This window comes from Pseudomonas sp. LjRoot277, assembly GCF_964253845.1.
Classification (GTDB): Bacteria; Pseudomonadota; Gammaproteobacteria; order Pseudomonadales; family Pseudomonadaceae; genus Aquipseudomonas.
This window is the reverse complement of record NZ_CAXURI020000001.1, coordinates 1,670,254-1,691,370: the sequence shown is the minus strand read 5'-3', so window position 1 is coordinate 1,691,370 and position 21,117 is coordinate 1,670,254. Positions and strand designations below refer to the sequence as shown.

Genomic DNA, 21,117 nt, shown 5'->3' with positions numbered 1-21,117 from the left:
TCGCGAAGGGGCCATCACGTTCAACATCGATGTTGACTGACAGACCGCTTTCGCGAGCAAGCCCGCTCCCACAATTTGATTGGTGGTGGATTCAATACCCGCGATTGAAATCCACTTCCCCGCGCAATGCCTCACCCGCCTGATACGCCCGCAGGTTCTCGACAAACAGATTCACCATCATCGATGGCGAGGTCGGTGCCGAGCTGTGGCCGGTCAGCAGCAGGCCCCAAGCGGTCCAGAACGGATGACGTTGCGGCAGCGGCTCCTGACGGCAGACGTCGATCACCGCACCGGCCAGATGCCCTTCTTTCAAGGCCTCCACCAGGTCCGCATCGACCACCGCCACGCCGCGCCCGACGTTGATGAACAACCCGGTCGGCTTGAATTGCTTGAACAGCGCCGCGTCGTACAGGTCGTGGGTGTTCGGCGTATTGGGCAGCAGATTGATCACGTAATCCACTTCACCCACCAGACGCGGCAGATCAGCCAGCGCCCCGATTTCGACAAACGGCGCCTGCTCGCGGGCTTCGCTGGCGATGCCGTACAACTCGATGCCAAACGGCAGAAGGAACCGCGCCACGGTCTGGCCGATGTCACCGGTGCCGACGATCAACACTTTGCGCCCGGCCAGGCTTTGGCCATGTCGACTGTCCCACTTGCGCTCGACCTGGCTGACCAGCCGCGGCAGCACTTCGCGTTCGTGGCCGAGCATATAAGTCAGCACGTATTCGGCCATGACCTGACCGAAAATCCCCACCGCCCGAGTCAGGCGATAGTGCCGAGGCAAGCCGTCGGCCAGCAGCGGCGTAATGCCCGCCCAGGTCGATTGCAGCCATTGTGGCTCGTGGCCCTGACGCAGCAAGGTCGCCAGCAGGTCCGGCTGACCGAGCCAGATTGGACAATCAGCGGCCTGGCTGGCCAGTTCGGCGGAGTCGCCGCTGGTCAGCACTTCCAGGTCGGGCGCTGCTTGACGCAACAGCTGGGCGTACACCGGGTGGTCGTGTTCAGCAATCAGAACGCGCATGGTTCAAACCTTTCAAAAACAGTGCAGACGGCCGCCGATGGAGTAACGCTCCATCGCCCTGGCCATCGCCAAAATCATTCCAGTGTTTCATAAAGGCTCTGAACAGAGCCTGTCTGCCCGTCACATCGGGTCGTTGCGGCGCAGCAATTCTTCCGGCAAGTGTTCGATGTACTCGTCTTCGGCCGGCGGCATTTGCAAGTGGTAACCCTGCTTCTCAAGGTTATCCAGCACCACGGTGATGTCCTCGCGCGACAGTTTGCGCTCGGGGGTCAGCACCAGGTCGAAGGCGTGATGCGGTTTGCCGAAGGCGGCCATCAGACTTTCCGGGACGCGTTCCAGTGCATCGCTTTTGAGCACATAAAGGTACATCTCGTTTTTCTTCAGGCTTCGGTAGATGGAACAAATACGTTTCAAGGCTGTTCTCCGGCGGTGGCCAGGCTGTCGAGCAGCGCCTGGCCCATCAATTCGCGGCGCCAGCCACGCAGCGAATCAGGCAATTGGTAAGGACCGTTGGGGTAGCCGCTCTTGAGCAGCGCTTCCAGGGTTTTCTTGCGCAGCATCAGCTCCGGCGCAATGTTCAGGCGCTCGGCTTCGGCCTGGCCGATCGCACGCAGCTGTTTGACCAGCGTCGCGGCGTCCACCGGCAAAGGCTCCGGTACCGCTGGCGGCCATTGATCAGGCGACACACTGCCAGAGCGCTTGATCAGATCAAGCAGAAATTCGCCATCCTGACGCACGGTACGCGGGTGCATGTCTTCGATTTTCGCCAGCGCGCCGAGGTTGTCCGGCTGAGTCCGCGCCAGCGGCCACAGGGAATGCTCACGCACGATGCGGTTGCGCGGCAGATCACGGGCGCGGGCCTCGCGCTCACGCCAGGCGCACAGTTCACGCAACACGACGAGCTGGGCGCGGGAGAGTTTCCAGGCCAGCTTGGCTTCGCGATAGACCTCATACGGATCAACTTCGCGTCGCAGGTTGGCCACCAGCTCGGCGCCGTCTTCCAGGACCCAGGCGTACTTGTCGTCAGACAGCTTCGGACGAAGCTGTACGAAAACTTCCGCCAAGTGCAAAGCATCTTCGGCGGCGTAGCTGATTTGGGTGTCGGAAAGTGGACGTTGCAGCCAGTCGGAACGGGTCTCGCCCTTGGGCAGGTCGATGCCGAGCACTTCCTGCACCAGCCGCGAATAGCCCATGGAGAAACCCAGGTTCAGGTAAGCGGCGGCCAACTGAGTGTCGAACAACGGCGCCGGCAGGCTACCGGTCAGGCGCAGCAGGACTTCGAGGTCTTCGCTGCACGCATGGACGACTTTGACCACGGCCGGGTTTTCCAGCAATGCGGCCAGAGGCTGCCAGTTGTCGATGCTCAGCGGGTCAATCAGGTAAGCGCGTACGCCATCGCCGATCTGCAGCAGGCCCGCGATCGGATAAAAGGTGTCGACCCGCATGAATTCGGTGTCGAGGGCAACGAATGGCAGCTGCTGCCACTCGGCGCAAAACTGACCGAGGCTATCGTTGTCGCGAATCCAGTGAATATCGATGGCCACACGGCTCTCCCTTGAAGAATGGCGCGCAGTATATATCGCCCCCGGCGATTTCCGCGCATTCACTGAACAAGAGCTTTAGCGAAAACTCCTGCAAAACAGCAAGAAATGTCTGACAAGCGGAGACTAGCCGGCCTTACGCAGTACGTAGACGCGCATCCGCGCACAGCCGGGCAGGAAGTCCTGATGACTGAGCAAGCGCAAACCTGCGCGCTTGAACTCGGCTTCCACGTCGGCCTTGCTGGCCAACGGTCGGGGCGGAGCGCCCTGTGCATCCGTGCGCCGGCCTTTGAAATGAGCATCGACCCGTACCGCCACAATCACCGTATCGCGACTGACCCGATGAAACTCCTTAAGCATGGCCAAACGATGCTCGGGGCAGGCGATGTGTTGAAACAACTGCATGCAAAAAATGCAGTCAACCGCATTCGCCGACAAGCCGATGGTGAACGCTGAACTCTGAAAGGTCTTGACCCGTTTCAGCAGGCTCTGCGGATGGTGGGTGCGGGCATGATCGAGTATGTCCTGAGACGGATCGGCTGCGAGGATCACCCGGTTTGCATGCTCGGCCAGTACCGGCCAGAAGCGCCCGACACCGCAGGCCACATCGAGAACCAGGCCCGGCTCGCCGGCAGCCTTGAGCGCGTTGCGCACCAATTGCTCGTCACGCCAGAACGTCAACCGCCCGGCCAGGCCACGCGGTCGCGGCTGAAGACAGACGCGGGCGTGCTCCTGATCGTAGCGCCGGGCGATCTCAAGCTCGATGGCAGATGGGGGTTGAGCGGACATGTGCAATGGCTCTCGGAGGAAACTCTGCCGGCCGCACGTTAGCGACCGGCGCATGAAAAAAAGGTTGAGGTACTCACTCTGTGGCCAACACGCCGTCGATCACCGCACCACGACATCCAGCAAACATATCCAGATTCTGCTTGTACACCTTGCTCTGGACCTCCAGCAGACCGAGCATCGAATGGAACAGGTTGTCCTGGCTCAAGGGCTTGTCGCGACTCAGTTGCAGGCAATGGGTGTCCACCGAGAACGACTTTTGATAGCTGTCGGAAAACCAGGCCAGCATCGCGACATGCTTTTGTTGTTCCGGCGCCAGCATGTAAGGCGTGCCATGCAGGAACAAGTTGTACTCGCCCAGGGATTCGCCGTGGTCCGACAGATAGAGCATTGCGGTATCAACTTTGTCCTGATTACTACGCAACAAATCGATCAGGGTGGACAGCACGTGGTCGGTATACACCAGGGTGTTGTCGTAGCCATTGACGATACTTTCGCGACTGCAATTGTTCAGGGCGTTACTTTCACAAACCGGGGTGAAGCGCTCGTATTCTTTCGGGTAGCGCTTGAAGTATTCCGGACCGTGACTGCCCATCTGATGCAACACCAGCACCGTGTCTTTATCCAGGGTATCGATGAAGTGCTGCAAACCCTGCAGCAGGATTTCATCGCGGCATTCGCTATTGGCGCACAGCACCGGGTCTTTCAGGTTACTGACGTCGTCGACGGTAACCCGATCGCAAGTGCCTTTGCAGCCCGATTGGTTATCGCGCCAGATCACGTCGAGACCCGCGCGTTTGAGTACATCCAGCAGGCCTTCCTGGTTCTTTGCCTTGCTGGCGTTGTAATCCTTGCGGCCCATGTCGGAGAACATGCACGGCACCGACACTGCTGTTTCCGTCCCGCAGGAATGCACGTCGGTGAACGCGATCAAGCCGGCCTCTTTACTCAGTTTCGGTGTGGTGTCACGGTTATACCCCAGAATGCCGAAGTTCTCGGCCCGGGCACTTTCGCCCACCACCAGCACGGTCAGGGATTTTCGGCCATGGGTTTGCCAGGCGGGATTTCGCTGGGCATCTTCGCCCAGTGTGACAAAGGGTTGCCGCGCAGACGCGACCTGCTCACGCAGAAAGCCGAAAGAGGCACCGATGTAGTTGCTTGGCACTACCATCAGGCGCAATTCATGGTGATTGCGAAACAATGAGGACAAGCCTTGATAGTTAACCAGTGCGACACCACCGATCACGGCAACTGATGCGACACTCACGAGAATTTTACTGAGTAGTTCACGGTGCCAGCGACGGTAACTAACCGGCGTTCTCCATAACAAACAGGACGGCAATACACCGAGCAAAACAATATAAACAAGCAACTTGATCGAGAGTAAGTCACGCACTTCCGTCGCATTGGTTTGAGCAAAGTTACGCAACATGCCGGTATCAATCAAAACACCATATTGGCTCATGAAGTACGCCACGCCCGCACTGACCATGAAGATCAGCGTCAGGACCGGCTTCATCACGGGTCGGAAAGCCAGCAGGGTCAGCACAATGTTGAAGGCAGCCAGAATCATCAAGCCGAACGCCACGCGCATGACGATGCCTTGACCGTCAGAGGCCGTGATTTCAAACAGGTGTTGCCAGAGAACAAGATTGAAGCCCGTTAATAGAAAGGCACTGGCAATCAGTGTCACCCACTCGGGGCGCACGGCTTTAATCTTCAACATGATGATCGGCTGTTCCTGAAAAGAAGTGCCTTCGGCAAATGTGAAAATTTCATTTACCGTGACAGCACTAATTTTAGGCTGCCAACCATCAATTTTTTGTGAAAAAGAAGCCAACGATTAGTTGGCTCATGGTATGAGGCCAAAGCGCTCAACTTATTTGAGAATGGTTCAGGTTCTGTTCAGGCTTGATTCAAATACCAACGCCAGTCCTGCTCGCCGACTTCGCCCATGAACTGTCGATACTCGGCACGTTTTACTGCCAGGTACACGCCGAGGAACTGACCACCGAACGCTTCCCGTGCCCAGCCCGAACCTTCCAGCGCTCGCAACGTGGTCAGCCAGTCAGTCGGTAACAGCTCCGTGGCCTGGGCGTACCCATTGCCCTCCACCGGCGCGCCTGGATCGAGCTGTTCGCGTATACCGCGATGGATCCCGGCCAGAATCGCCGCGGCCGCCAGATACGGGTTGGCGTCGGCGCCACAGATGCGGTGTTCGATATGCCGGGAAAACGCCGGCCCGCCGGGCACGCGCAAACTCACGGTGCGATTGTCCACGCCCCACGTGGGTGCCAGCGGCGCATAGCTGTTGGTCTGGAAGCGACGGTAGGAGTTGGCGTTCGGGCAGAACAGCAGCAACGAATCGAGCAAGGTACTGAGCATCCCGCCGACCGCCTGTTTGAGCAGTGGCGTGCCGTCCGGGGCTTCGCTGGCGAACAGGTTGTTGCCCTCCTTGTCCGCCAGGCTGACGTGCATGTGCATGCCAGTGCCCGCCAGGTCATCGAACGGTTTGGCCATGAAGCACGCCGTCATCCCGTGCTTGTGCGCCACGCCCTTGACCAGTCGTTTGTAGCGTACCGCCTCGTCCATCGCCTGCAAGGCGTCGGTGCGGTGTTCGAGGGTGATTTCCACTTGCCCCGGCGCGTATTCGGAAATCGCCGTGCGCGCGGGAATGCCCTGGAGTTTGCAGGCGCTGTAAAGATCGGCCAGAAACGGCTCGATCTGTTCCAGTTCACGCAAACCGTAGACCTGAGTCCCTCGCGGCCGCCCGCCATCGACATCCCGCGCCGGTTGCGGCCGACCGTTGCTGTCGCGCTGCTGATCCAGCAGGTAGAACTCCAGCTCCGCCGCCATCACCGGGTAATAACCGTCGGCCTGCAAGCCTTCGATGACTTTCGCCAGCAGATGCCGTGGATCGGCAATCGTCGCGGGCATCCCCTCCGTCGGGTGCATGCTGACCTGCACCGCCGCCGTAGGAATCAGCCGCCACGGCATGCGCGTCAAACTGCCGCTGATCGGGTACGCCCGGCAGTCGATATCGCCAACGTCCCAGACCAGGCCGGAGTTTTCCACGTCATCGCCATTGATGGTCAGGCCAAGAATGGTACTCGGCAATGGCCGCCCGCTTTCGTACACCGCCAGCAATTCATCGCGGTGCAGCAATTTGCCCCGAGGCACACCGTTGTTGTCGAGGATGAACAACTCGAACATCTCGATATCCGGGTTCTGCTCCAGAAAGGTCTGGGCTTCTTGCTTGGAGGCGAAAGATGTCGTGGCAATACTCATGGGAATTCTCTTATTTCCGCGTCAGGCAAACGCACAGGCGTCGCCGTTTTGATCCCGGCACGCAGTGCGGGAACTGTAGGAACAATCAACGGGAAAGGCAGGAATCCGGTGGGCGCGCGTGACGGCAGTGCCACAGCGCCCAAAAGGCTAATTCGGAGGGAAGTGCGACGGGACAACCGTCCATAGATAAAACCGCAGAGAACAGGTGAGCAGCAGCGTCACACGGGAGGTTAAGTCGTTAAATCGGGATTTGAAGAACTTTGGTTGCGATATGGCTAAACATTCACATTGGGGCTCGCGTCGCAGCAGAACTATTTAATTTCTAAATACTGCTTCGGACTTTCTGATTTGCGGCCCCTAGGCCTCGCGCGCCTAATCGGCTCCTTGTCATTCAAGGTCCGATAGATGGAAAACGTTCGCGCAATCTCCCGCCCCGCCCTCTGGCTGATGTTCAGCATCATTCTTGTCGCCCTGAACCTGCGGCCTTCCATGGCCGCGATTGGTCCTTTGCTGTCGGCGATTCGCGGTGACATTGCACTGAGTTTCAGCCTGGCCTCGCTGTTGACCATGCTGCCAGTGATGGCAATGGGGCTGGCGATGTTCTTTGGGCTGGGCGTCAGCCAACGAATCGGCGAACAACGCACCGTGGTGCTCTCGCTGCTGATCATCGGCGTGGCCACGGTGTCGCGGTTATTCCTCGATTCGGCGGCCGAACTGATCCTCAGCGCCGTGCTGGCGGGTATCGGTATCGCGCTGATCCAGGCGTTGATGCCGGCGCTGATCAAATCCCGCTTCAGCGACAACGTTTCCGTGTGCATGGGGCTCTACGTCACGTCGATAATGACCGGCGCAGCGATTGCGGCGTCGTTTGCGCCGCTGGTGATGATCCGCACTGGCAGCTGGCGCGTAGGCCTGGCGATCTGGGCGGCGCTGGCGCTGATAGCGTTGCTGTTTTGGTGCGTGCAACGTGAACGGCTGCCGGCGCAGCCTGCTCAGGCGCAGCGCAATGGCTCCTTCTTCGGCAATTCCCGCGCCTGGCTGCTCGCCATCTTCTTCGGCCTGGGCACGGCGTCCTACACCTGTGTGCTGGCCTGGCTGGCGCCGTACTACGTGGAAAAGGGTTGGAGCGAACAAAACGCCGGATTGCTGCTGGGTTTCCTAACCGCCATGGAAGTGTTGTCCGGCCTGCTGACACCAGCCATCGCCAACCGCAGCCGTGACCGGCGCGTGGTGCTGGTGGTGTTGCTGGCGCTGATCATGGCCGGTTTCTGCGGACTTATTCTCAGCCCGCAGTACCTGAGTCTGTTGTGGCCATGTCTGTTGGGGCTCGGCATCGGCGGACTGTTCCCGATGAGCCTGATCGTGTCCCTGGATCATTTGGACAATCCCCAGCGTGCCGGAGGCCTGACCGCGTTCGTGCAAGGCATCGGCTACCTGATCGCCGGTCTATCGCCGCTGATTGCCGGGTTGATCCGCGATCAGCTTGGCAGCTTCGAATGGGCCTGGTGGTCACTGACCGGCGTGATGGCACTGATGATCCTGATGGTTTTGCGCTTCGATCCGCGGCATTACGCCCAACACATTCACTGACCCGGATACCCCACCATGAAACACACCGGTTTCGCCGCCGCTCACGTCGGCATGCTGCTCTGGGCACTGTTGATCGCGGCTTCGTTTTCTGCGGCAGCACAGGTCAGCCAGGCCATCGACCCGATCCTGCTGACCGGTTTGCGCCTGCTGTTCTGCGCCCTGGTGTTTTTGCCGCTGCTGCTGTTCAAGGGCGATACCGCCATGACCGCCCGCGGACTGTTCGGCCATGCCGTGCTCGGCTTGCTGCTCGCGGTGTATTTCGGCTCGCTGTTCGAGGCACTGCGCTACACCTCGGCCGTCAATACTGGAACGATGTTCACCTTGGTGCCACTGCTGACCTTGCTGTTCGAAGCCGTATTGATGCCCGACAGCAACCTGAAACAGCGGGTGCTGCCGATGCTGATTGCCGCTGCCGGGGCCGGGTTGCTGGTTTTGAAAGGCGCAGGCCCGGGTGAGCTACCTTCGCTGTATGCAGTGTCGGTATATGGCGTTGGTTGCCTGGTGATGGCGCTCTACTCGCCCCTGAGTCAACGACTCAAGGCCAGCAGCCTCAAGGGGCGCGGCCCGGTGGGCATGACTTTCTGGAACATGCTGTTCGGCGCGCTGTTTCTGCTGGCATTCTGTGGGTTCAGCGGCGGCTGGCGATCGGCGTCATTGCTGACCGTGAGCGATTTCTGGTGGCTGATTTACCTGGCGGTGTTCGCCACGCTGGCGACCTTCTGGTTGCTGCATCGGGCCATCGGCGTCATCGCCCCTTCCTCGGTCATTTCCTACATTTACCTGAGTACGCTGTTCCTCACATTGTTTCACTGGTTCTGGTTACGTCAGTCGCCACTGCCGCTGGAAATCATCGGCGCGCTGCTGGTGGGAGTCGGTATGTGGGCACTGCTGATGTCCAGCCGCCGCGGGGTGCCCGCAGCCGTTCAGGGCTGAGGGACTCTGGAACCGCCCCACAACTTTCCATGAAAACTCCTACAAGGCATTCTCCTGGCACCATCGTTCCGTTAGGATCACTCGCACAAGTTTGCGCACAGTCAGCGCAAGGAGCACAGCGAGACGGAACGGATGTTGAACAGTAACTTGCTTAGAAAGCTCGATATGCAGGACCTCATGGTGTTTATCGCCGTGTATGAGCAAAGCAGCGTCAGCGGTGTATCCGAGGCGCTCTGCGTCAGCCAGTCCACCGTGAGTTACTGCCTGAAAAAGCTGCGCACCAGTTTCGAAGACGAGCTGTTCATCAATACCCGCGCGGGTATGCGCCCTACCTACAAAGCCAGCACCATGTACGCCCACGTGCTGAAGATCCTGGAAAGCATCAACCTGTGTCACGCCGGTGCGCCAGCATTCGACCCCACCCTGCAACCAGTCACCTTCAATATCTGCGCGCCGGAATACTTCGAGCAGTTGATCCTGCCGCGTCTGTTGAAAAGCTTCGATTTCGCCGACCTTCCAGTGATGGTCAACATGCAAAAGTTCGAAACCGACATCCCGGCCGAAGAGCTACGCGACGGCAGCCTCGACCTGGTGATTTGCTTCGGCCCGAACTTTCATCGCAGTCATGGCGATTTCAAATCCCGGCTGCTGCTGGAGGACGACCTGGTCTGTGTCTTCGATAAACGTGCCACACCGCCGGAGCCGCGTTTAAGCCTGCAAGCCTTCGTCGAACGCCGGCACGTGTTCCCGACACCCTGGACTTCCACCACCAACATGGTCGACGGCTGGCTGGCGCAGCAGGCGCAAAAACGGCAGATCGTCGCGCGCTCCAACAGCTACAGCGCGGCACTGAAGATGATCACCGGCACCGACTTCATCCTGACCCTGCCTCGGCGTATCCAGCAATTGCTGGCCAACGACGCGATCTTCAATCATTGCGAAGCGCCCAACGGCTTGCCCGGTTTCAGCCTCGACATGCAGTGGAGCCAGAATGTCGATCAGGACAGCGCCAACACCTGGCTGCGCGAGCAAGTGGTCAAGGCCTGCGCCGAGCAGGAAATGGCCTGAAACTCAGTGGCTGATGGCAATCTTGGTGTAGGACTCTCGATCGATGTCGAGGATTTCCACGGCCAGTTGGACTTCAATGTCCGTCGGCCATTCACACAGCTCCTGCACCACGGCCAGCAAACTTTCGGACAACTGCTGCTTGATCTGCGGTGAACGACCGCTCAACAGCGCCAGTTTCACATGCACAAAGGCTCGCTCACCTGACACCGTGCCGACCTTGAACGTCTCAACCTTCACCGCTCGGCTCTTGATGTCGTATTCGGCAGCAAACTGACCGGAAGCCACCAACGCATTGTTGAGCCGGATCAACGCCATGTCGGCATTGAGCTCGGGCAGGTTGGCGGTGTATTCCATGTGCAGGTGAGGCATGACTGAGCTCCTGAAAGTGGGCAGAAAGGTCGTACATATAACACAGCATCGCCCTACTCACTCGGGCGGTAAAAGCGAGCGTTCACTCATGAACGCCTCCAGCCGCGACCTCAACCAGCGCTCGGCGGGGTCCGTATCGACATGACTGAGCCAGACCATCGACAGATCCAGGGTCGGCGCCTTGAACGGGAACGGTTCCTTGAACAGCTGGCCGGACGCGGCCATCGCTTCGGCGGCGTAATCCGGCAGACTGGCGATCAGATCTGTCCCGGCGAGCAAGGCCGGTAGCGAGCTGTATTGCGGCACGGAAAGGACGACTTGGCGCGTACGACCAATCTCCGCCAGCCACTCATCGGCGTAACCACTGACATTGGCGGTGTGAGAAACCAGCACGTGCGGTCGCGCGCAATATTCATCGAGTGTCAGCGGAGTATCCGATGCGTCCGCGCGCAAAATGCAGGGCAGGATGTGCCGCAATAACTTGCGCTTGGCGTTAGCCGGCAGCCCGCGAGTTTGGCTGATACCAACCGTGATGTCGCCCGACGCCAGCAAATCCGGAATCCGCCAGTAATCGACATGCTGCACCACGAACACCACCTTGGGTGCTTCCTGGCGCAAGGCACGCAGCAACGGCGGCAGCAGGCCAAACTCGACATCGTCCGACAGCCCGATACGAAAAGTCATGGTGCTGCTGGCGGGGTCGAAATTATGGGTCAGGCTCAACGCCACCGACAACGAATCAAGCGCCGGCGACAGGTGCAGAATAATCTCCTCGGCCCGCGCCGTCGGCTCCATACGATGCCCGACGCGAATGAACAGCGGGTCGTTGAACATCGTGCGCAAGCGATTGAGTGCCGAACTGATGGTCGGCTGGCCGAGAAACAACTTTTCCGCCACCCGGGTGACGTTGCGTTCGAGCATCAGCGTTTCAAACACCACCATCAGGTTGATGTCGGCCTTGCGTAGTTCGTTACGATTCATCCACTGACCCCGCGCCCCCAAATCTGCTAACAGTTTAGGTAGGTGTCGCAATCGGCGTCTATGCGACTCGAGCAGTTTACGTTTAATCCAGATTCAGGCAGCGGCGCTCACAACCGTAAGACCGCCCGCTGAAACGAAGCTGCTCTGACTGAGCAGCTTCACCGCCTGAAGCCTAGATTTCCTTGACCGGGGTCTGATCGTGGGTCCCTTTGATCAAACTGATGGCATGCACACAATCAGACTTGTTGACGTAAGCCTCCCCGCTGGCAATCGTTTCATGGTTTCCCGCCCTCAAACGCCACCGCCATTGACCTTTGCCGGTCTGTGCGATGCCACGGGTTTGCCTGTAAATCTCAAAATACATTGCTCGCTCCTTGCGATTGCTGATGACGGCAGATCAGTGACCTGCGAAACGAGAGTAGATGAGGACTTTTTGCAGCAGGGTCTTTCAATGTCAGGGGATGTTTCGCAGATACAGCCTTGATTGGCGGGACGACCAATAGATTCGGGGGGCGGTAAATTGGGTGACTGCGCTGAGTAACTTTTCCCTTGAAGAGGCATATTTTTCTTACGCTGCGGTGCTGTCTGGTCCGACGCAAAAACTCTGATTCGAGCCTTTGGTGATCGCCCAGTAATCCATGCCATACGGACTGTTCACTGATTTTTTTGCTGAGTTGAATCGTCGGCTGACAGGGCCAAAGGCTGTTCTTCCATCAGCCCGGCATCTTCCTCAAGTTCTGTTTGAGGTTGAGCCGCTACCGTGGTGGTGACTGGGTCAGGATGGGGCAGGAAACCCCGTATAGCCCTTTCAATCAGTGAAAGGATTCCATAGGTGATGAAGCCAAAGATCAGTCCAACAACCAAAATGCTCAAAGGGTGCATCTGCGCTGCGTCGGGACTTTCCAACATGTAGTTAAAAGCCTGAACAGCAACGGCCACACAGGCGGCAAATGCTGCCAGCAGCTTCACAAACACCCAAATCCGTCGCCATCTGTTCATGCATTCCCCCGTCATCCGGTGATTTGCTCTGTATTGCATGATAGCTAATGACCAGGGTTACACCGAAAGCCATCGCTGGCAGAAAGGCGACTCTCTTCAGCAGATTGCGCAATCTGTTGATCGAAATCACTCATAGATACAGCGTATCTTGGCGGAGGTAGCGGCAACGCGGCTGCTGGGGTGCGGGGCGCTAATGGATGCCTACGCCAAAACAGGTTTTCGAGGCTCATGATGAAAACCACTGACAAGTCAGGTGGCACTTCGGTTACTGCGCCAATCAAGAAGACGTCAACCGGCAACGTCTGGCGCACCATGCCTGGCGGCATCTGGGCACTGGGCTTCGTCTCGATGCTGATGGACATCTCCTCAGAGATGATCCATGCATTGTTGCCGCTCTATATGGTCACAGTACTGGGTACCTCCGTTTTGGCCGTGGGTCTCATCGAAGGCATAGCCGAAGCTACGGCCTCGATCACCAAGGTATTCTCCGGGGCACTCAGCGATCGATTGGGCAAGCGCAAATTGCTCGCGGCGCTGGGCTATGGACTGGCGGCACTGTCCAAACCGATCTTTCCTTTGGCGGGCTCGCTGGACTGGCTGATCGGGGCGCGTTTTATCGACCGCATTGGCAAAGGTATTCGCGGCGCCCCGCGCGATGCGTTGGTAGCCGACATCACGCCGCCCGAGATACGGGGGGCAGCTTTCGGCCTGCGGCAAACTCTTGATACGGTTGGTGCATTCCTGGGACCGTTGCTGGCGATCGGATTGATGTGGCTAACCGCGAACCACTTCCAGAGTGTGTTCTGGGTGGCCGTCATCCCGGCCTTCCTTGCCGTCGCGGTGCTGCTGGTGTTCGTTCATGAGCCCAAACAAGTGGAAGGGACGCACCGGGTGCGTGCGCCTTTGAGCCGGCGGGAATTGGTCCGACTGGGCGCGGGCTACTGGTGGGTGGTGGGTGTCGCTGCGGTGTTCACCCTGGCGCGTTTCAGCGAAGCCTTTCTGATTCTGCGCGGTCAGGCCGTCGGGCTGGCGCCGATGTGGGCGCCAGCGGTGCTTGTCCTGATGAGCGTGGCGTATTCACTGTCAGCCTATCCCGCCGGGGCCTTGTCTGATCGTGTCAGCCGCGTGGCAGTGCTCGGCGTGGGTCTGATATTGCTGATTGCTGCCGACCTGACCCTGGCGTTCGCGCCGGGCATCGAAGGCCTGGTCGTCGGCGTCGTTCTATGGGGGCTGCACATGGGGTTTACCCAAGGGGTATTCGCTGCCCTGATCGCCGATTGCGCGCCGGCTGAACTGCGCGGAACGGCATTTGGCATGTTCAATCTGTTGACCGGGTTGGCCTTGCTGCTGGCCAGCGTCATCGCTGGAGCGTTGTGGGACACGGTAGGCTTCCAAGGCACTTTCTTGATGGGTGGGGGCTTTGCTGTTCTGACTTTGCTGGGATTGTGGGTGATCCAGGCGAGAGTTCAGGTTCGATAGGAAAGAGCGATACCGCCTGAGTTTCGCGAGAAACTCGTACCGCTCGCCGAGAAAACAGGCGGCAAACTTGCCCTGAACGAAATGCCAGAAACGAAAAAACCCCTGAAATCTTCTCTTTAACGCGGTCTGTGAGCTGAGCGTCATTCGCACTTGATCACAAGTTCGCGGTCGCGACGTCCAACTGGGCCGGCGTTCTGCTGGATGATGAGCATGGTATGCTCCGCACCAATAAGCCGCCCTGAAGCGGACTGGAAAGGACTATTCAGTGAAAAACAAAATACAAAAAATGATTGGTTCGCTTGGATATGTCATATGCAAAAAGCAAACAATAGAAACCATTTCGCAGGAAAGCGCGGCTCTACGTGATCGAATCTCAGAACTGGAGAAGCTTTTGGCTTTGGGAGATCAGGAAGCAGAAAAAATCGGCGCTAGCCAAACTCCAATGTTTGCGAGTTTGGGCGGTCGATGCGAAGTAGCTTGGCAAATAAGCAACATTTTCGGTCGCCAATTATCTGGGCCATTCGACTGGCTAGTTACACCACTTCAGTCAATCCCGCTGATGATCTCGGAAAGATTAAAGTTCATCACCGATAGACGATTCCTCGAGAAGTCGCACTACTTCCACCCATTCAACGGAAAACGTTTAGAAACCGTCATTAATACCCGCTATGGTGTTTTCCTCCACCATGAGTTTTCGCGGGATGAATCCGGAGGCATTTCGGATAATTGGCTGGAGGAAGTAGAGCAGGCCACATCAAAGTGGAAATTTGTCACTGAGCGGTGGTTTGACACTATCACGGAGGCCCCGGATGTTGTCTTTGTTCGCCAACGCGGCCGATTCTCGATGCCAGAAGAGCAGGAACTCCAGACTTCCGAAGAGGACTACCTGCTGGTCTTGGATGCGCTAAAAACAGTTTGCCCACAGGCACGGCTGGCCGTTGCTGACCCAGGCTGCCAATTATTGAGTGGAAAGATTGAAACCGCCGAAGTGGGCATATCTGGAGCGAACGACTGGAGCGATTCAGGTGATTACTGGAAGGGAGCAACGCACAAGTGGCAACCATTTCTCAGGAAGCTTGCAGAAAAATGATTGTCTCCTTCATTAAGTCACGTCTTGACGAAATCATCTTAGGTCGATGGAGCGAGGAAGGCGTGCTTGTCGGACGGTTCCGGTGGAGCGTTTACGAGGTTTTGGTGCCCGGGAGAGGGCCTTTGGCCGTAAGCGTTCCATAAACCCCACCTACCCCAAGACGGGGCAGCGATCTACCTTGGCATTTCCGGCGAGCAGTTCAACGGCAGCAGCGCTTCGTAGTCCTCAACCGACGAGGCCTGTGGCAACCGCTCCAGTACGTGACGCAGCTACGTATAGGCCTCTTGGCCGTTGACCTTGGCGGTCTCGACCAGGCTATAGATCTGCGCGCTGGCGGTAGCGCCGTTGGTGGTATCGCTAAACAGCCAGAAAACAGGCGGCAAACTTGCCCTGAACGAAATGCCAGAAACGAAAAAGCCCCTGAAATCTTTTACAATTTCAGGGGCTTAGTCTTATTCAATAATGGCGGAGAGATAGGGATTCGAACCCTAGGTACCGGTGAAGGTACAACGGATTTCGAATCCGTCCCATTCGGCCACTCTGGCATCTCTCCAACGGCGCGCATCATAACAACACTTTTGCCGGAAGCGAACCCCCTAAGCGAAATTTTTCCGTGCTATCAGATGCTTGCGTCGATTAAAGCGGTACGCCCAGACGATTGGCGACTTCTTCGTAGGCTTCGATGACGTCACCGAGGCCCTGACGGAAGCGGTCCTTGTCCATTTTCTTACCGGTGGCCTTGTCCCACAGACGGCAGCCGTCCGGGCTGAATTCGTCGCCCAGGACGATGGAGCCGTCGGAGAACACGCCGAATTCCAGTTTGAAGTCGACCAGCAGCAGGCCGGCGTCGTCGAACAGTTTGCTCAGGACTTCGTTGACCTTGAGCGACAGTTCTTTCATGCGAACCAGTTGCTCGGCGGTGCCCCAACCGAAGGCCACAACGTGGGATTCGTTGATGAACGGGTCGCCCTTGGCGTCGTCCTTCAGGAACAGTTCGAAGGTGTAAGGGTTGAGCTTCATGCCCTCTTCGACGCCCAGGCGCTTGACCAGGCTGCCGGCGGCGTAGTTACGCACGACGCACTCGACCGGGATCATGTCGAGTTTTTTCACCAGGCATTCATTGTCGCCCAGCAGTTTGTCGAATTGGGTCGGCACGCCGGCTGCTTCGAGTTTCTGCATGATGAAGGCGTTGAACTTGTTGTTCACCATGCCTTTGCGGTCGAGCTGCTCGATGCGCTTGCCGTCGAACGCCGAAGTGTCGTTGCGAAACAGCAGGATCAAACGGTCAGCGTCGTCGGTCTTGAAAACCGATTTGGCTTTGCCGCGGTAGAGTTCTTCACGTTTTTCCATGATGGGCTCCGCTTGCTAAGTAGGTGGGCTAGGCGATGTGTCGCCAGTCGAGCCCTGAATCTTGATCGGCCAGTTGCAGCCAGTCCGGGTCGCACCCGAGGGTGTCGACAAAACATTGCCGGGCCAGCTGCGGCAGGTTGTTCTTGCTGCTCAGATGGGCCAGGACCAGGTGTTGCAGGCCTTGCCAGCCCAACTCGGACACCAGGAATGCCGCCTGATGGTTGTTCAAATGCCCCAGTTCACCGCCTACCCGCTGCTTGAGAAAGTACGGGTAGTGACCGCGAGCCAGCATGTCACGGCAATGGTTGGACTCGATCATCAACGCATCGAGGTCCCGATAGCCGTCCAGCACCTTGTTGCAATACGAGCCCAGGTCGGTCAACAGGCCAAAACGCCGCTCACCATCACTGAAGACATATTGCGTCGGCTCATGTGCATCATGGGCCACGGCAATGACGCCGATGCTCAGTGCGCCGATCTGCAGTTGCTCGCCGCCAGCCAGAAGGCCAGCCGGTTCAATTGGTTTGCGCATCCCGCGCAGGGTACCGCGACTGAGGTAGACAGGCAGATTGTAGCGCCGAGACAGCAAACCCACGCCATGCACGTGGTCGGCATGTTCGTGGGTCACGAGTATCGCGCTCAGCTGCGCAGGGTTCACACCCAGGCGCAGCAGGCGTTTTTCGGTTTCCCGCAGGGAGAAACCACAATCCACCAGCACATACGTGTCAGCGCTGGCTATCAGCGTGCCGTTCCCTTGGCTACCGCTGCCGAGAACGGCAAAACGCATGTGATCAGCCCAGGTTGTCCTGAATCACGCTCAATACCTTGCGCGCCACATCTGCTGGCGCCACGGTGTTGATGTTTTTCTCGACGGTGACCTGGACGTTGTCGCCAACCTTGCTCAGGCGAACCTGATAACGCTCGGCACGGGCTTCAACTTCTTCCTTGCTCGGCGCGCTGCCGAACAGGCCGCTGAAGAAACCAGGTTTCTCGTCTTTCTTCTCGGCTTTTTCAGACAGGTTGATGTAGTACAAACCGAGGCTGCGGTTGATGTCTTCAACGCGCCATTCGCCCTGCTCCAGCGCACGACCGACGCTCGACCAGGCACGATCCAGATCGGTGCCGACGTTCAGGACAGGGTTACCGCTGCCGTCTTCGCTCAGGCTGACACGACTTGGCGTATCGGAGTCACGCGACGCCAGCATGGAGACCGAACCGCCCTTCTCCGAGATGCGGCTCATGCTCGCGAGCATGTCGTCGACCAGTGCCGCGTCCAGGCCAGTGTTGACCGAACGGTTGGTGAAGGCCACGTCGGAGGTGCTGCCAGCAGGACGCTCGGCGCTGACCACGTAGATTTCACTGGTGTTGCGCTGCACGCCTGGCTCGATGCGGACCCGCACACGGGTTTCGCTGTCGGCGCCGACACCGGCTGCGCTCAGGCGCTTGGCCATCGCAGCGGACAGTTCGTCGGAATGCTGCCAGGTGGTGGTGAATTCGCCGGTTTGCGGGCGCTGTTCGTCCAGACGGAAACCGTTGTCCTGGAAGAACTGCACAGCCACTGGCCAGGCTTCGGCCGGCGGGTTCTGCGCGACGATCCAACGCGAATCACCGGTCTTTTGCAGGGAGTAGGCGCTGGCGTCGGCCCCTGCCGACAACGGCTGCGGACGAGGCACGATGTACTCGCCCTTGACGGTGTCATCGGCCACGTTGCGCGGGATCGGCAACAGCGGATCCAGACGTTTGGCGGTGCTGACATCCGGCGGCAGTTGCATGGGTGCAGTCTGTTGCGCTTCCAGGTAATCGCTACCGCGGTCACGGAAATAACCTTCCGGGCCCCAGACCCATCCGCAGCCACTGGTGCTGGAGATGATCAAGGCAAGTGCGGAAAGTCCGGCCAATCGCTTCATGCGTAGTACTTCCTCAATTAAACCAGGACGCTGCACTGGCGCAGGGCCGTGCGAAGCGTTTCATGACAAGGTGCGCTCAGCCAGGTCAGCGGCAGGCGAATGCCTTCGTGCATCAGGCCCATTTCGACCAAAGCCCACTTCACCGGAATCGGGTTGGCTTCGATGAACAGATCCTTGTGCAGCGGCATCAATTTTTCGTTGATTGCCCGTGCAGTCTCGGCGTCGCCCTTGAGCGCGGCCTCGCACAGGTCAGCCATTTCGCGCGGGGCGACGTTGGCGGTGACGGAGATGTTGCCCTTGCCGCCCATCAGGATCAGCTCGACAGCGGTCGGATCATCGCCGGAAAGCACGATGAAGTCCTTGCTCACGCCATCAAGGATTGCCTTTGCACGCTTCATGTCGCCGGTGGCTTCCTTGATACCAATGATGTTTGGCACGGTGGACAGGCGAATCACGGTCTCGGCCTGCATGTCGCAGGAAGTGCGGCCGGGAACGTTATAGAGGATCTGTGGAATGTCGACCGCTTCAGCGATGTGTTTGAAGTGCTGGTACAAGCCTTCCTGGGTCGGCTTGTTGTAGTACGGAACGACCAGAAGGCAGGCGTCGGCGCCGGCATCCTTGGCGTTGCGGGTCAGTTCGACGGCTTCGCGGGTCGAGTTGGCGCCGGTACCGGCGATGACCGGAATACGGCCATTGACCTGCTTGACAACGGCTTTGATGACGGCGATGTGCTCATTGACATCGAGGGTCGCCGACTCGCCGGTAGTACCGACCGCGACAATGGCATGGGTGCCGTTTTCAAGGTGGAAGTCCACGAGTTTGCTGAGGCTGTCCCAGTCAAGACGCCCTTGTGCATCCATGGGTGTGACCAGTGCCACCATACTGCCCGCAATCATGAAACCGCTCCTGCCGGAAAAAGAGAGCGGTAATGGTACTGGCGCCAAGATGCTTGTACAAGCGAAGTACTGCGCTGCTGCCATTCCCCTTGGCGCTGCTTTTCGCTACCCTTCAGACTTTGATCGGTACTGATAAGCTCGTACGCCGGGTTCCAGCCTCCATTTTCGGCATCACAAGCCCCGATCCAGCGTTGCCACCCCTCGCTCTTGCCACTCTGGAGCACGTTGCAACCTTGCGGCTCGGGTTTTTTGAATTCGCATCCGCAGGCTCGCTCCCGGTAAAAAAAGCCCGTAGAAGTATCGACCGCTCATCGCTTTAGGAATGCTGCATGTCCACCCCCACAGTTCGCGAACAATTCCTTGTCATCAGTGCCCTCGGCGCCAACCCCATGGAGCTGACTAACGTCCTGTGCCGCGCCAGCCATGAAAACCGCTGCGCCGTGGTCACCTCTCGCCTGACGCGTCATGGCGAGTGCAGTGCGTTGATCCTCGAGATCTCCGGCAGCTGGGACGCCCTGGCGCGCCTCGAAGGCAGCCTGCCGAGCCTCGCCAAGAAGCACGCCTTTACGGTCAACGTGGTGCGCAGCGCGGCGCTGGAGAATCGCCCTCAGGCCCTGCCATACGTCGCCTATGTCAGCTCGGCTTACCGCTCGGACATCATTAATGAGCTGTGCCAGTTCTTCATGGACCACAACGTCGAGCTGGAAAACCTGACCTGCGACACCTATCAGGCTCCGCAAACCGGCGGCACCATGCTCAATGCCACGTTTACCGTGACCTTGCCGGCCGGCGTGCAAATCAGCTGGCTGCGCGATCAGTTCCTGGATTTCGCCGACGCGCTGAACCTGGATGCCCTTATCGAACCGTGGCGCCCACAAAACCCAATGTAAGGAAGCTTTCATGGCCGTTGCCATCGACCAACCGGTTGCCGACTTCGAAGCACCCGCCACCAGCGGGCAGACCGTCAACCTCGCTAGCCTCAAAGGCAAGCAGGTGGTGATTTACTTCTATCCGAAGGACAGCACGCCAGGCTGCACCACTCAGGGTCAGGGCTTTCGTGATCAGCTTGATGCTTTTAAAGCCGCCAACACCGAAGTCTTCGGCGTGTCCCGCGACAGCCTTAAATCACACGAAAATTTCAAGGCCAAGCAGGCGTTCACCTTTGAGCTGATCAGCGACAAGGAAGAAGCGCTCTGCCAGCAGTTCGACGTGATCAAGCTGAAAAAGCTCTATGGCAAAGAATACATGGGCGTTGATCGCAGCACCTTCCTGATCGACAAGGACGGCGTGCTGCGTCAGGAATGGCGCGGAGTGAAGGTGCCGGGCCATGTGGATGCGGTATTGGCTGCGGCTCAGGCGCTGAACAAGGCCTGACACCTAAAAAGATCGCAGCCTTCGGCAGCTCCTACGCAGACCGAAGCGCTCCTGTAGGAGCTGCCGTGTAGTGGTCGAATATTTTTGGACCATGATGTAGGAGCGTCGACTTTAGGAATCATCATGGGATATCGGGTTGTTACATCTGAGGAAAAAGCGGAGGCGATCCGTTTGGTTGTGGAGATGGATTACTCCATACCTAAAGCCTGTGAAGCTACCGGTGTTGGCCCTACAGCCTTGCGCCGCTGGGTTTTGCGTTGGCGGCGAGAGCAGGAAGGGATGGTGCAACCTCCTCGACTGCAGGATCAGGAACTGATCGAGTCGCTTCAGGCGAAATTGGCGCTACTCGAAGCTGAGAACCAAGTGCTAAAAAAGCAATTGCCCTCTCATCTAAAGGTTCTGTTTGGTCGAACCAAGTGATTGATGGCGTTAGAGGCGCGAT

Annotated in this window: 22 protein-coding genes, 1 tRNA gene and 1 pseudogene; 8 read left to right on the top strand and 16 right to left on the bottom strand. The window is 58.3% G+C overall.

The window, feature by feature from the left end; translation table 11 throughout:
• Positions 1-91: 91 nt before the first annotated feature.
• The 6 genes from ACSQ87_RS08075 to ACSQ87_RS08050 form a co-directional block, all read right to left on the bottom strand.
• Complete coding sequence (locus tag ACSQ87_RS08075; RefSeq protein ID WP_223432011.1) at positions 92-1,024, bottom strand: D-2-hydroxyacid dehydrogenase; 933 nt, start codon at positions 1,022-1,024, stop codon at positions 92-94.
• A gap of 120 nt (positions 1,025-1,144) precedes the next feature.
• A complete protein-coding gene (locus tag ACSQ87_RS08070) occupies positions 1,145-1,438 on the bottom strand; it encodes a YcgL domain-containing protein (protein ID WP_223432010.1) in 294 nt (97 codons plus the stop codon).
• Positions 1,435-2,568 carry a ribonuclease D gene (gene rnd, locus ACSQ87_RS08065; protein ID WP_129441972.1) on the bottom strand — a complete coding sequence of 378 codons (1,134 nt, stop codon included), beginning with the start codon at positions 2,566-2,568 and terminating at the stop codon, positions 1,435-1,437. Before rnd ends, ACSQ87_RS08070 begins: the two co-directional genes overlap by 4 nt.
• Before the next feature lie 123 nt (positions 2,569-2,691).
• Positions 2,692-3,354: a class I SAM-dependent methyltransferase gene (locus ACSQ87_RS08060; RefSeq protein ID WP_223432008.1), complete on the bottom strand. Its 663-nt coding sequence runs from the start codon at positions 3,352-3,354 to the stop codon at positions 2,692-2,694.
• A 73-nt stretch (positions 3,355-3,427) separates the two neighbouring features.
• Positions 3,428-5,077: a phosphoethanolamine transferase gene (locus ACSQ87_RS08055; RefSeq protein WP_223432007.1), complete on the bottom strand. Its 1,650-nt coding sequence runs from the start codon at positions 5,075-5,077 to the stop codon at positions 3,428-3,430.
• 179 nt (positions 5,078-5,256) lie between these two features.
• The gene (locus ACSQ87_RS08050; protein WP_223432006.1) at positions 5,257-6,639 is read right to left on the bottom strand and encodes a glutamine synthetase family protein; all 1,383 of its coding nucleotides are present in this window, start codon (positions 6,637-6,639) and stop codon (positions 5,257-5,259) included.
• Between the two features lie 405 nt (positions 6,640-7,044).
• Between ACSQ87_RS08050 and ACSQ87_RS08045 the strand changes: the two genes are divergently transcribed.
• The 3 genes from ACSQ87_RS08045 (at position 7,045) to ACSQ87_RS08035 (ending at position 10,230) form a co-directional block, all read left to right on the top strand.
• Positions 7,045-8,229, top strand: coding sequence for a cyanate transporter (locus ACSQ87_RS08045; protein WP_223432005.1), 1,185 nt, complete (start codon positions 7,045-7,047; stop codon positions 8,227-8,229).
• Positions 8,230-8,244: 15 nt separating this feature from the next.
• Positions 8,245-9,162: a DMT family transporter gene (locus ACSQ87_RS08040; RefSeq protein ID WP_223432004.1), complete on the top strand. Its 918-nt coding sequence runs from the start codon at positions 8,245-8,247 to the stop codon at positions 9,160-9,162.
• 132 nt (positions 9,163-9,294) lie between these two features.
• Complete coding sequence (locus tag ACSQ87_RS08035; RefSeq protein WP_223432003.1) at positions 9,295-10,230, top strand: LysR family transcriptional regulator; 936 nt, start codon at positions 9,295-9,297, stop codon at positions 10,228-10,230.
• A gap of 3 nt (positions 10,231-10,233) precedes the next feature.
• On the opposite strand, the gene ACSQ87_RS08030 is transcribed toward ACSQ87_RS08035, so the two are convergent.
• From ACSQ87_RS08030 to ACSQ87_RS08015, 4 genes are all read right to left on the bottom strand, one after another.
• Positions 10,234-10,599, bottom strand: coding sequence for a 5-carboxymethyl-2-hydroxymuconate Delta-isomerase (locus tag ACSQ87_RS08030; RefSeq protein ID WP_223432002.1), 366 nt, complete (start codon positions 10,597-10,599; stop codon positions 10,234-10,236).
• Positions 10,600-10,656: 57 nt separating this feature from the next.
• Entirely contained in the window at positions 10,657-11,580 is a 924-nt protein-coding gene (locus ACSQ87_RS08025) for a LysR substrate-binding domain-containing protein (RefSeq protein WP_223432001.1), read from the bottom strand.
• 172 nt (positions 11,581-11,752) lie between these two features.
• Positions 11,753-11,944: a YegP family protein gene (locus ACSQ87_RS08020; protein ID WP_008074435.1), complete on the bottom strand. Its 192-nt coding sequence runs from the start codon at positions 11,942-11,944 to the stop codon at positions 11,753-11,755.
• Positions 11,945-12,234: 290 nt separating this feature from the next.
• Entirely contained in the window at positions 12,235-12,579 is a 345-nt protein-coding gene (locus ACSQ87_RS08015; RefSeq protein ID WP_223432000.1) for a hypothetical protein, read from the bottom strand.
• Positions 12,580-12,891: 312 nt separating this feature from the next.
• On the opposite strand from ACSQ87_RS08015, the gene ACSQ87_RS08010 reads away from it, so the two are divergent.
• Together ACSQ87_RS08010 and ACSQ87_RS08005 are read left to right on the top strand one after the other, a co-directional pair.
• On the top strand, positions 12,892-14,058 hold the full coding sequence (locus tag ACSQ87_RS08010) for an MFS transporter (protein WP_223432053.1): 1,167 nt from the start codon (positions 12,892-12,894) through the stop codon (positions 14,056-14,058).
• A gap of 265 nt (positions 14,059-14,323) precedes the next feature.
• Positions 14,324-15,148, top strand: coding sequence for a DUF1796 family putative cysteine peptidase (locus ACSQ87_RS08005; RefSeq protein ID WP_223431999.1), 825 nt, complete (start codon positions 14,324-14,326; stop codon positions 15,146-15,148).
• 173 nt (positions 15,149-15,321) lie between these two features.
• On the opposite strand, the pseudogene ACSQ87_RS08000 reads toward ACSQ87_RS08005, so the two are convergent.
• The 6 genes and pseudogenes from ACSQ87_RS08000 to dapA form a co-directional block, all read right to left on the bottom strand.
• Positions 15,322-15,516 (bottom strand): annotated as a pseudogene (locus ACSQ87_RS08000) (transposase domain-containing protein); the annotation flags it as partial.
• A 95-nt stretch (positions 15,517-15,611) separates the two neighbouring features.
• Positions 15,612-15,701 (bottom strand) — tRNA-Ser (locus tag ACSQ87_RS07995).
• A gap of 83 nt (positions 15,702-15,784) precedes the next feature.
• A complete protein-coding gene (gene purC, locus ACSQ87_RS07990; protein WP_008034929.1) occupies positions 15,785-16,498 on the bottom strand; it encodes a phosphoribosylaminoimidazolesuccinocarboxamide synthase in 714 nt (237 codons plus the stop codon).
• Positions 16,499-16,526: 28 nt separating this feature from the next.
• Positions 16,527-17,285 carry an MBL fold metallo-hydrolase gene (locus ACSQ87_RS07985; RefSeq protein WP_223431998.1) on the bottom strand — a complete coding sequence of 253 codons (759 nt, stop codon included), beginning with the start codon at positions 17,283-17,285 and terminating at the stop codon, positions 16,527-16,529.
• Between the two features lie 4 nt (positions 17,286-17,289).
• Positions 17,290-18,405, bottom strand: coding sequence for an outer membrane protein assembly factor BamC (gene bamC, locus ACSQ87_RS07980; protein ID WP_223431997.1), 1,116 nt, complete (start codon positions 18,403-18,405; stop codon positions 17,290-17,292).
• Between the two features lie 17 nt (positions 18,406-18,422).
• A complete protein-coding gene (gene dapA, locus ACSQ87_RS07975) occupies positions 18,423-19,301 on the bottom strand; it encodes a 4-hydroxy-tetrahydrodipicolinate synthase (RefSeq protein WP_223431996.1) in 879 nt (292 codons plus the stop codon).
• Positions 19,302-19,630: 329 nt separating this feature from the next.
• Between dapA and ACSQ87_RS07970 the strand changes: the two genes are divergently transcribed.
• The 3 genes from ACSQ87_RS07970 to ACSQ87_RS07960 all read left to right on the top strand — a co-directional run bounded on the left by ACSQ87_RS07970 (position 19,631) and on the right by ACSQ87_RS07960 (position 21,095).
• Positions 19,631-20,191 carry a glycine cleavage system protein R gene (locus ACSQ87_RS07970; RefSeq protein ID WP_008034925.1) on the top strand — a complete coding sequence of 187 codons (561 nt, stop codon included), beginning with the start codon at positions 19,631-19,633 and terminating at the stop codon, positions 20,189-20,191.
• Positions 20,192-20,201: 10 nt separating this feature from the next.
• The gene (locus ACSQ87_RS07965; RefSeq protein WP_008153083.1) at positions 20,202-20,675 is read left to right on the top strand and encodes a peroxiredoxin; all 474 of its coding nucleotides are present in this window, start codon (positions 20,202-20,204) and stop codon (positions 20,673-20,675) included.
• 123 nt (positions 20,676-20,798) lie between these two features.
• Positions 20,799-21,095 carry a transposase gene (locus ACSQ87_RS07960; RefSeq protein WP_150701667.1) on the top strand — a complete coding sequence of 99 codons (297 nt, stop codon included), beginning with the start codon at positions 20,799-20,801 and terminating at the stop codon, positions 21,093-21,095.
• Positions 21,096-21,117 lie beyond the last annotated feature (22 nt).

Coding starts and splice junctions, on each gene's coding strand:
- ACSQ87_RS07985 (WP_223431998.1), bottom strand. CDS start 17,285: ATGCGTTTTGCCGTTCTCGGCAGCGGTAGCCAAGGGAACGGCACGCTG.
- ACSQ87_RS07960 (WP_150701667.1), top strand. CDS start 20,799: ATGGGATATCGGGTTGTTACATCTGAGGAAAAAGCGGAGGCGATCCGT.
- ACSQ87_RS08030 (WP_223432002.1), bottom strand. CDS start 10,599: ATGCCTCACCTGCACATGGAATACACCGCCAACCTGCCCGAGCTCAAT.
- ACSQ87_RS07970 (WP_008034925.1), top strand. CDS start 19,631: ATGTCCACCCCCACAGTTCGCGAACAATTCCTTGTCATCAGTGCCCTC.
- ACSQ87_RS08050 (WP_223432006.1), bottom strand. CDS start 6,639: ATGAGTATTGCCACGACATCTTTCGCCTCCAAGCAAGAAGCCCAGACC.
- ACSQ87_RS08020 (WP_008074435.1), bottom strand. CDS start 11,944: ATGTATTTTGAGATTTACAGGCAAACCCGTGGCATCGCACAGACCGGC.
- ACSQ87_RS08055 (WP_223432007.1), bottom strand. CDS start 5,077: ATGTTGAAGATTAAAGCCGTGCGCCCCGAGTGGGTGACACTGATTGCC.
- ACSQ87_RS08025 (WP_223432001.1), bottom strand. CDS start 11,580: ATGAATCGTAACGAACTACGCAAGGCCGACATCAACCTGATGGTGGTG.
- ACSQ87_RS07965 (WP_008153083.1), top strand. CDS start 20,202: ATGGCCGTTGCCATCGACCAACCGGTTGCCGACTTCGAAGCACCCGCC.
- dapA (WP_223431996.1), bottom strand. CDS start 19,301: ATGATTGCGGGCAGTATGGTGGCACTGGTCACACCCATGGATGCACAA.
- ACSQ87_RS08010 (WP_223432053.1), top strand. CDS start 12,892: ATGCCTGGCGGCATCTGGGCACTGGGCTTCGTCTCGATGCTGATGGAC.
- purC (WP_008034929.1), bottom strand. CDS start 16,498: ATGGAAAAACGTGAAGAACTCTACCGCGGCAAAGCCAAATCGGTTTTC.
- ACSQ87_RS08040 (WP_223432004.1), top strand. CDS start 8,245: ATGAAACACACCGGTTTCGCCGCCGCTCACGTCGGCATGCTGCTCTGG.
- ACSQ87_RS08045 (WP_223432005.1), top strand. CDS start 7,045: ATGGAAAACGTTCGCGCAATCTCCCGCCCCGCCCTCTGGCTGATGTTC.
- ACSQ87_RS08015 (WP_223432000.1), bottom strand. CDS start 12,579: ATGAACAGATGGCGACGGATTTGGGTGTTTGTGAAGCTGCTGGCAGCA.
- bamC (WP_223431997.1), bottom strand. CDS start 18,405: ATGAAGCGATTGGCCGGACTTTCCGCACTTGCCTTGATCATCTCCAGC.
- ACSQ87_RS08035 (WP_223432003.1), top strand. CDS start 9,295: ATGTTGAACAGTAACTTGCTTAGAAAGCTCGATATGCAGGACCTCATG.
- ACSQ87_RS08075 (WP_223432011.1), bottom strand. CDS start 1,024: ATGCGCGTTCTGATTGCTGAACACGACCACCCGGTGTACGCCCAGCTG.
- ACSQ87_RS08060 (WP_223432008.1), bottom strand. CDS start 3,354: ATGTCCGCTCAACCCCCATCTGCCATCGAGCTTGAGATCGCCCGGCGC.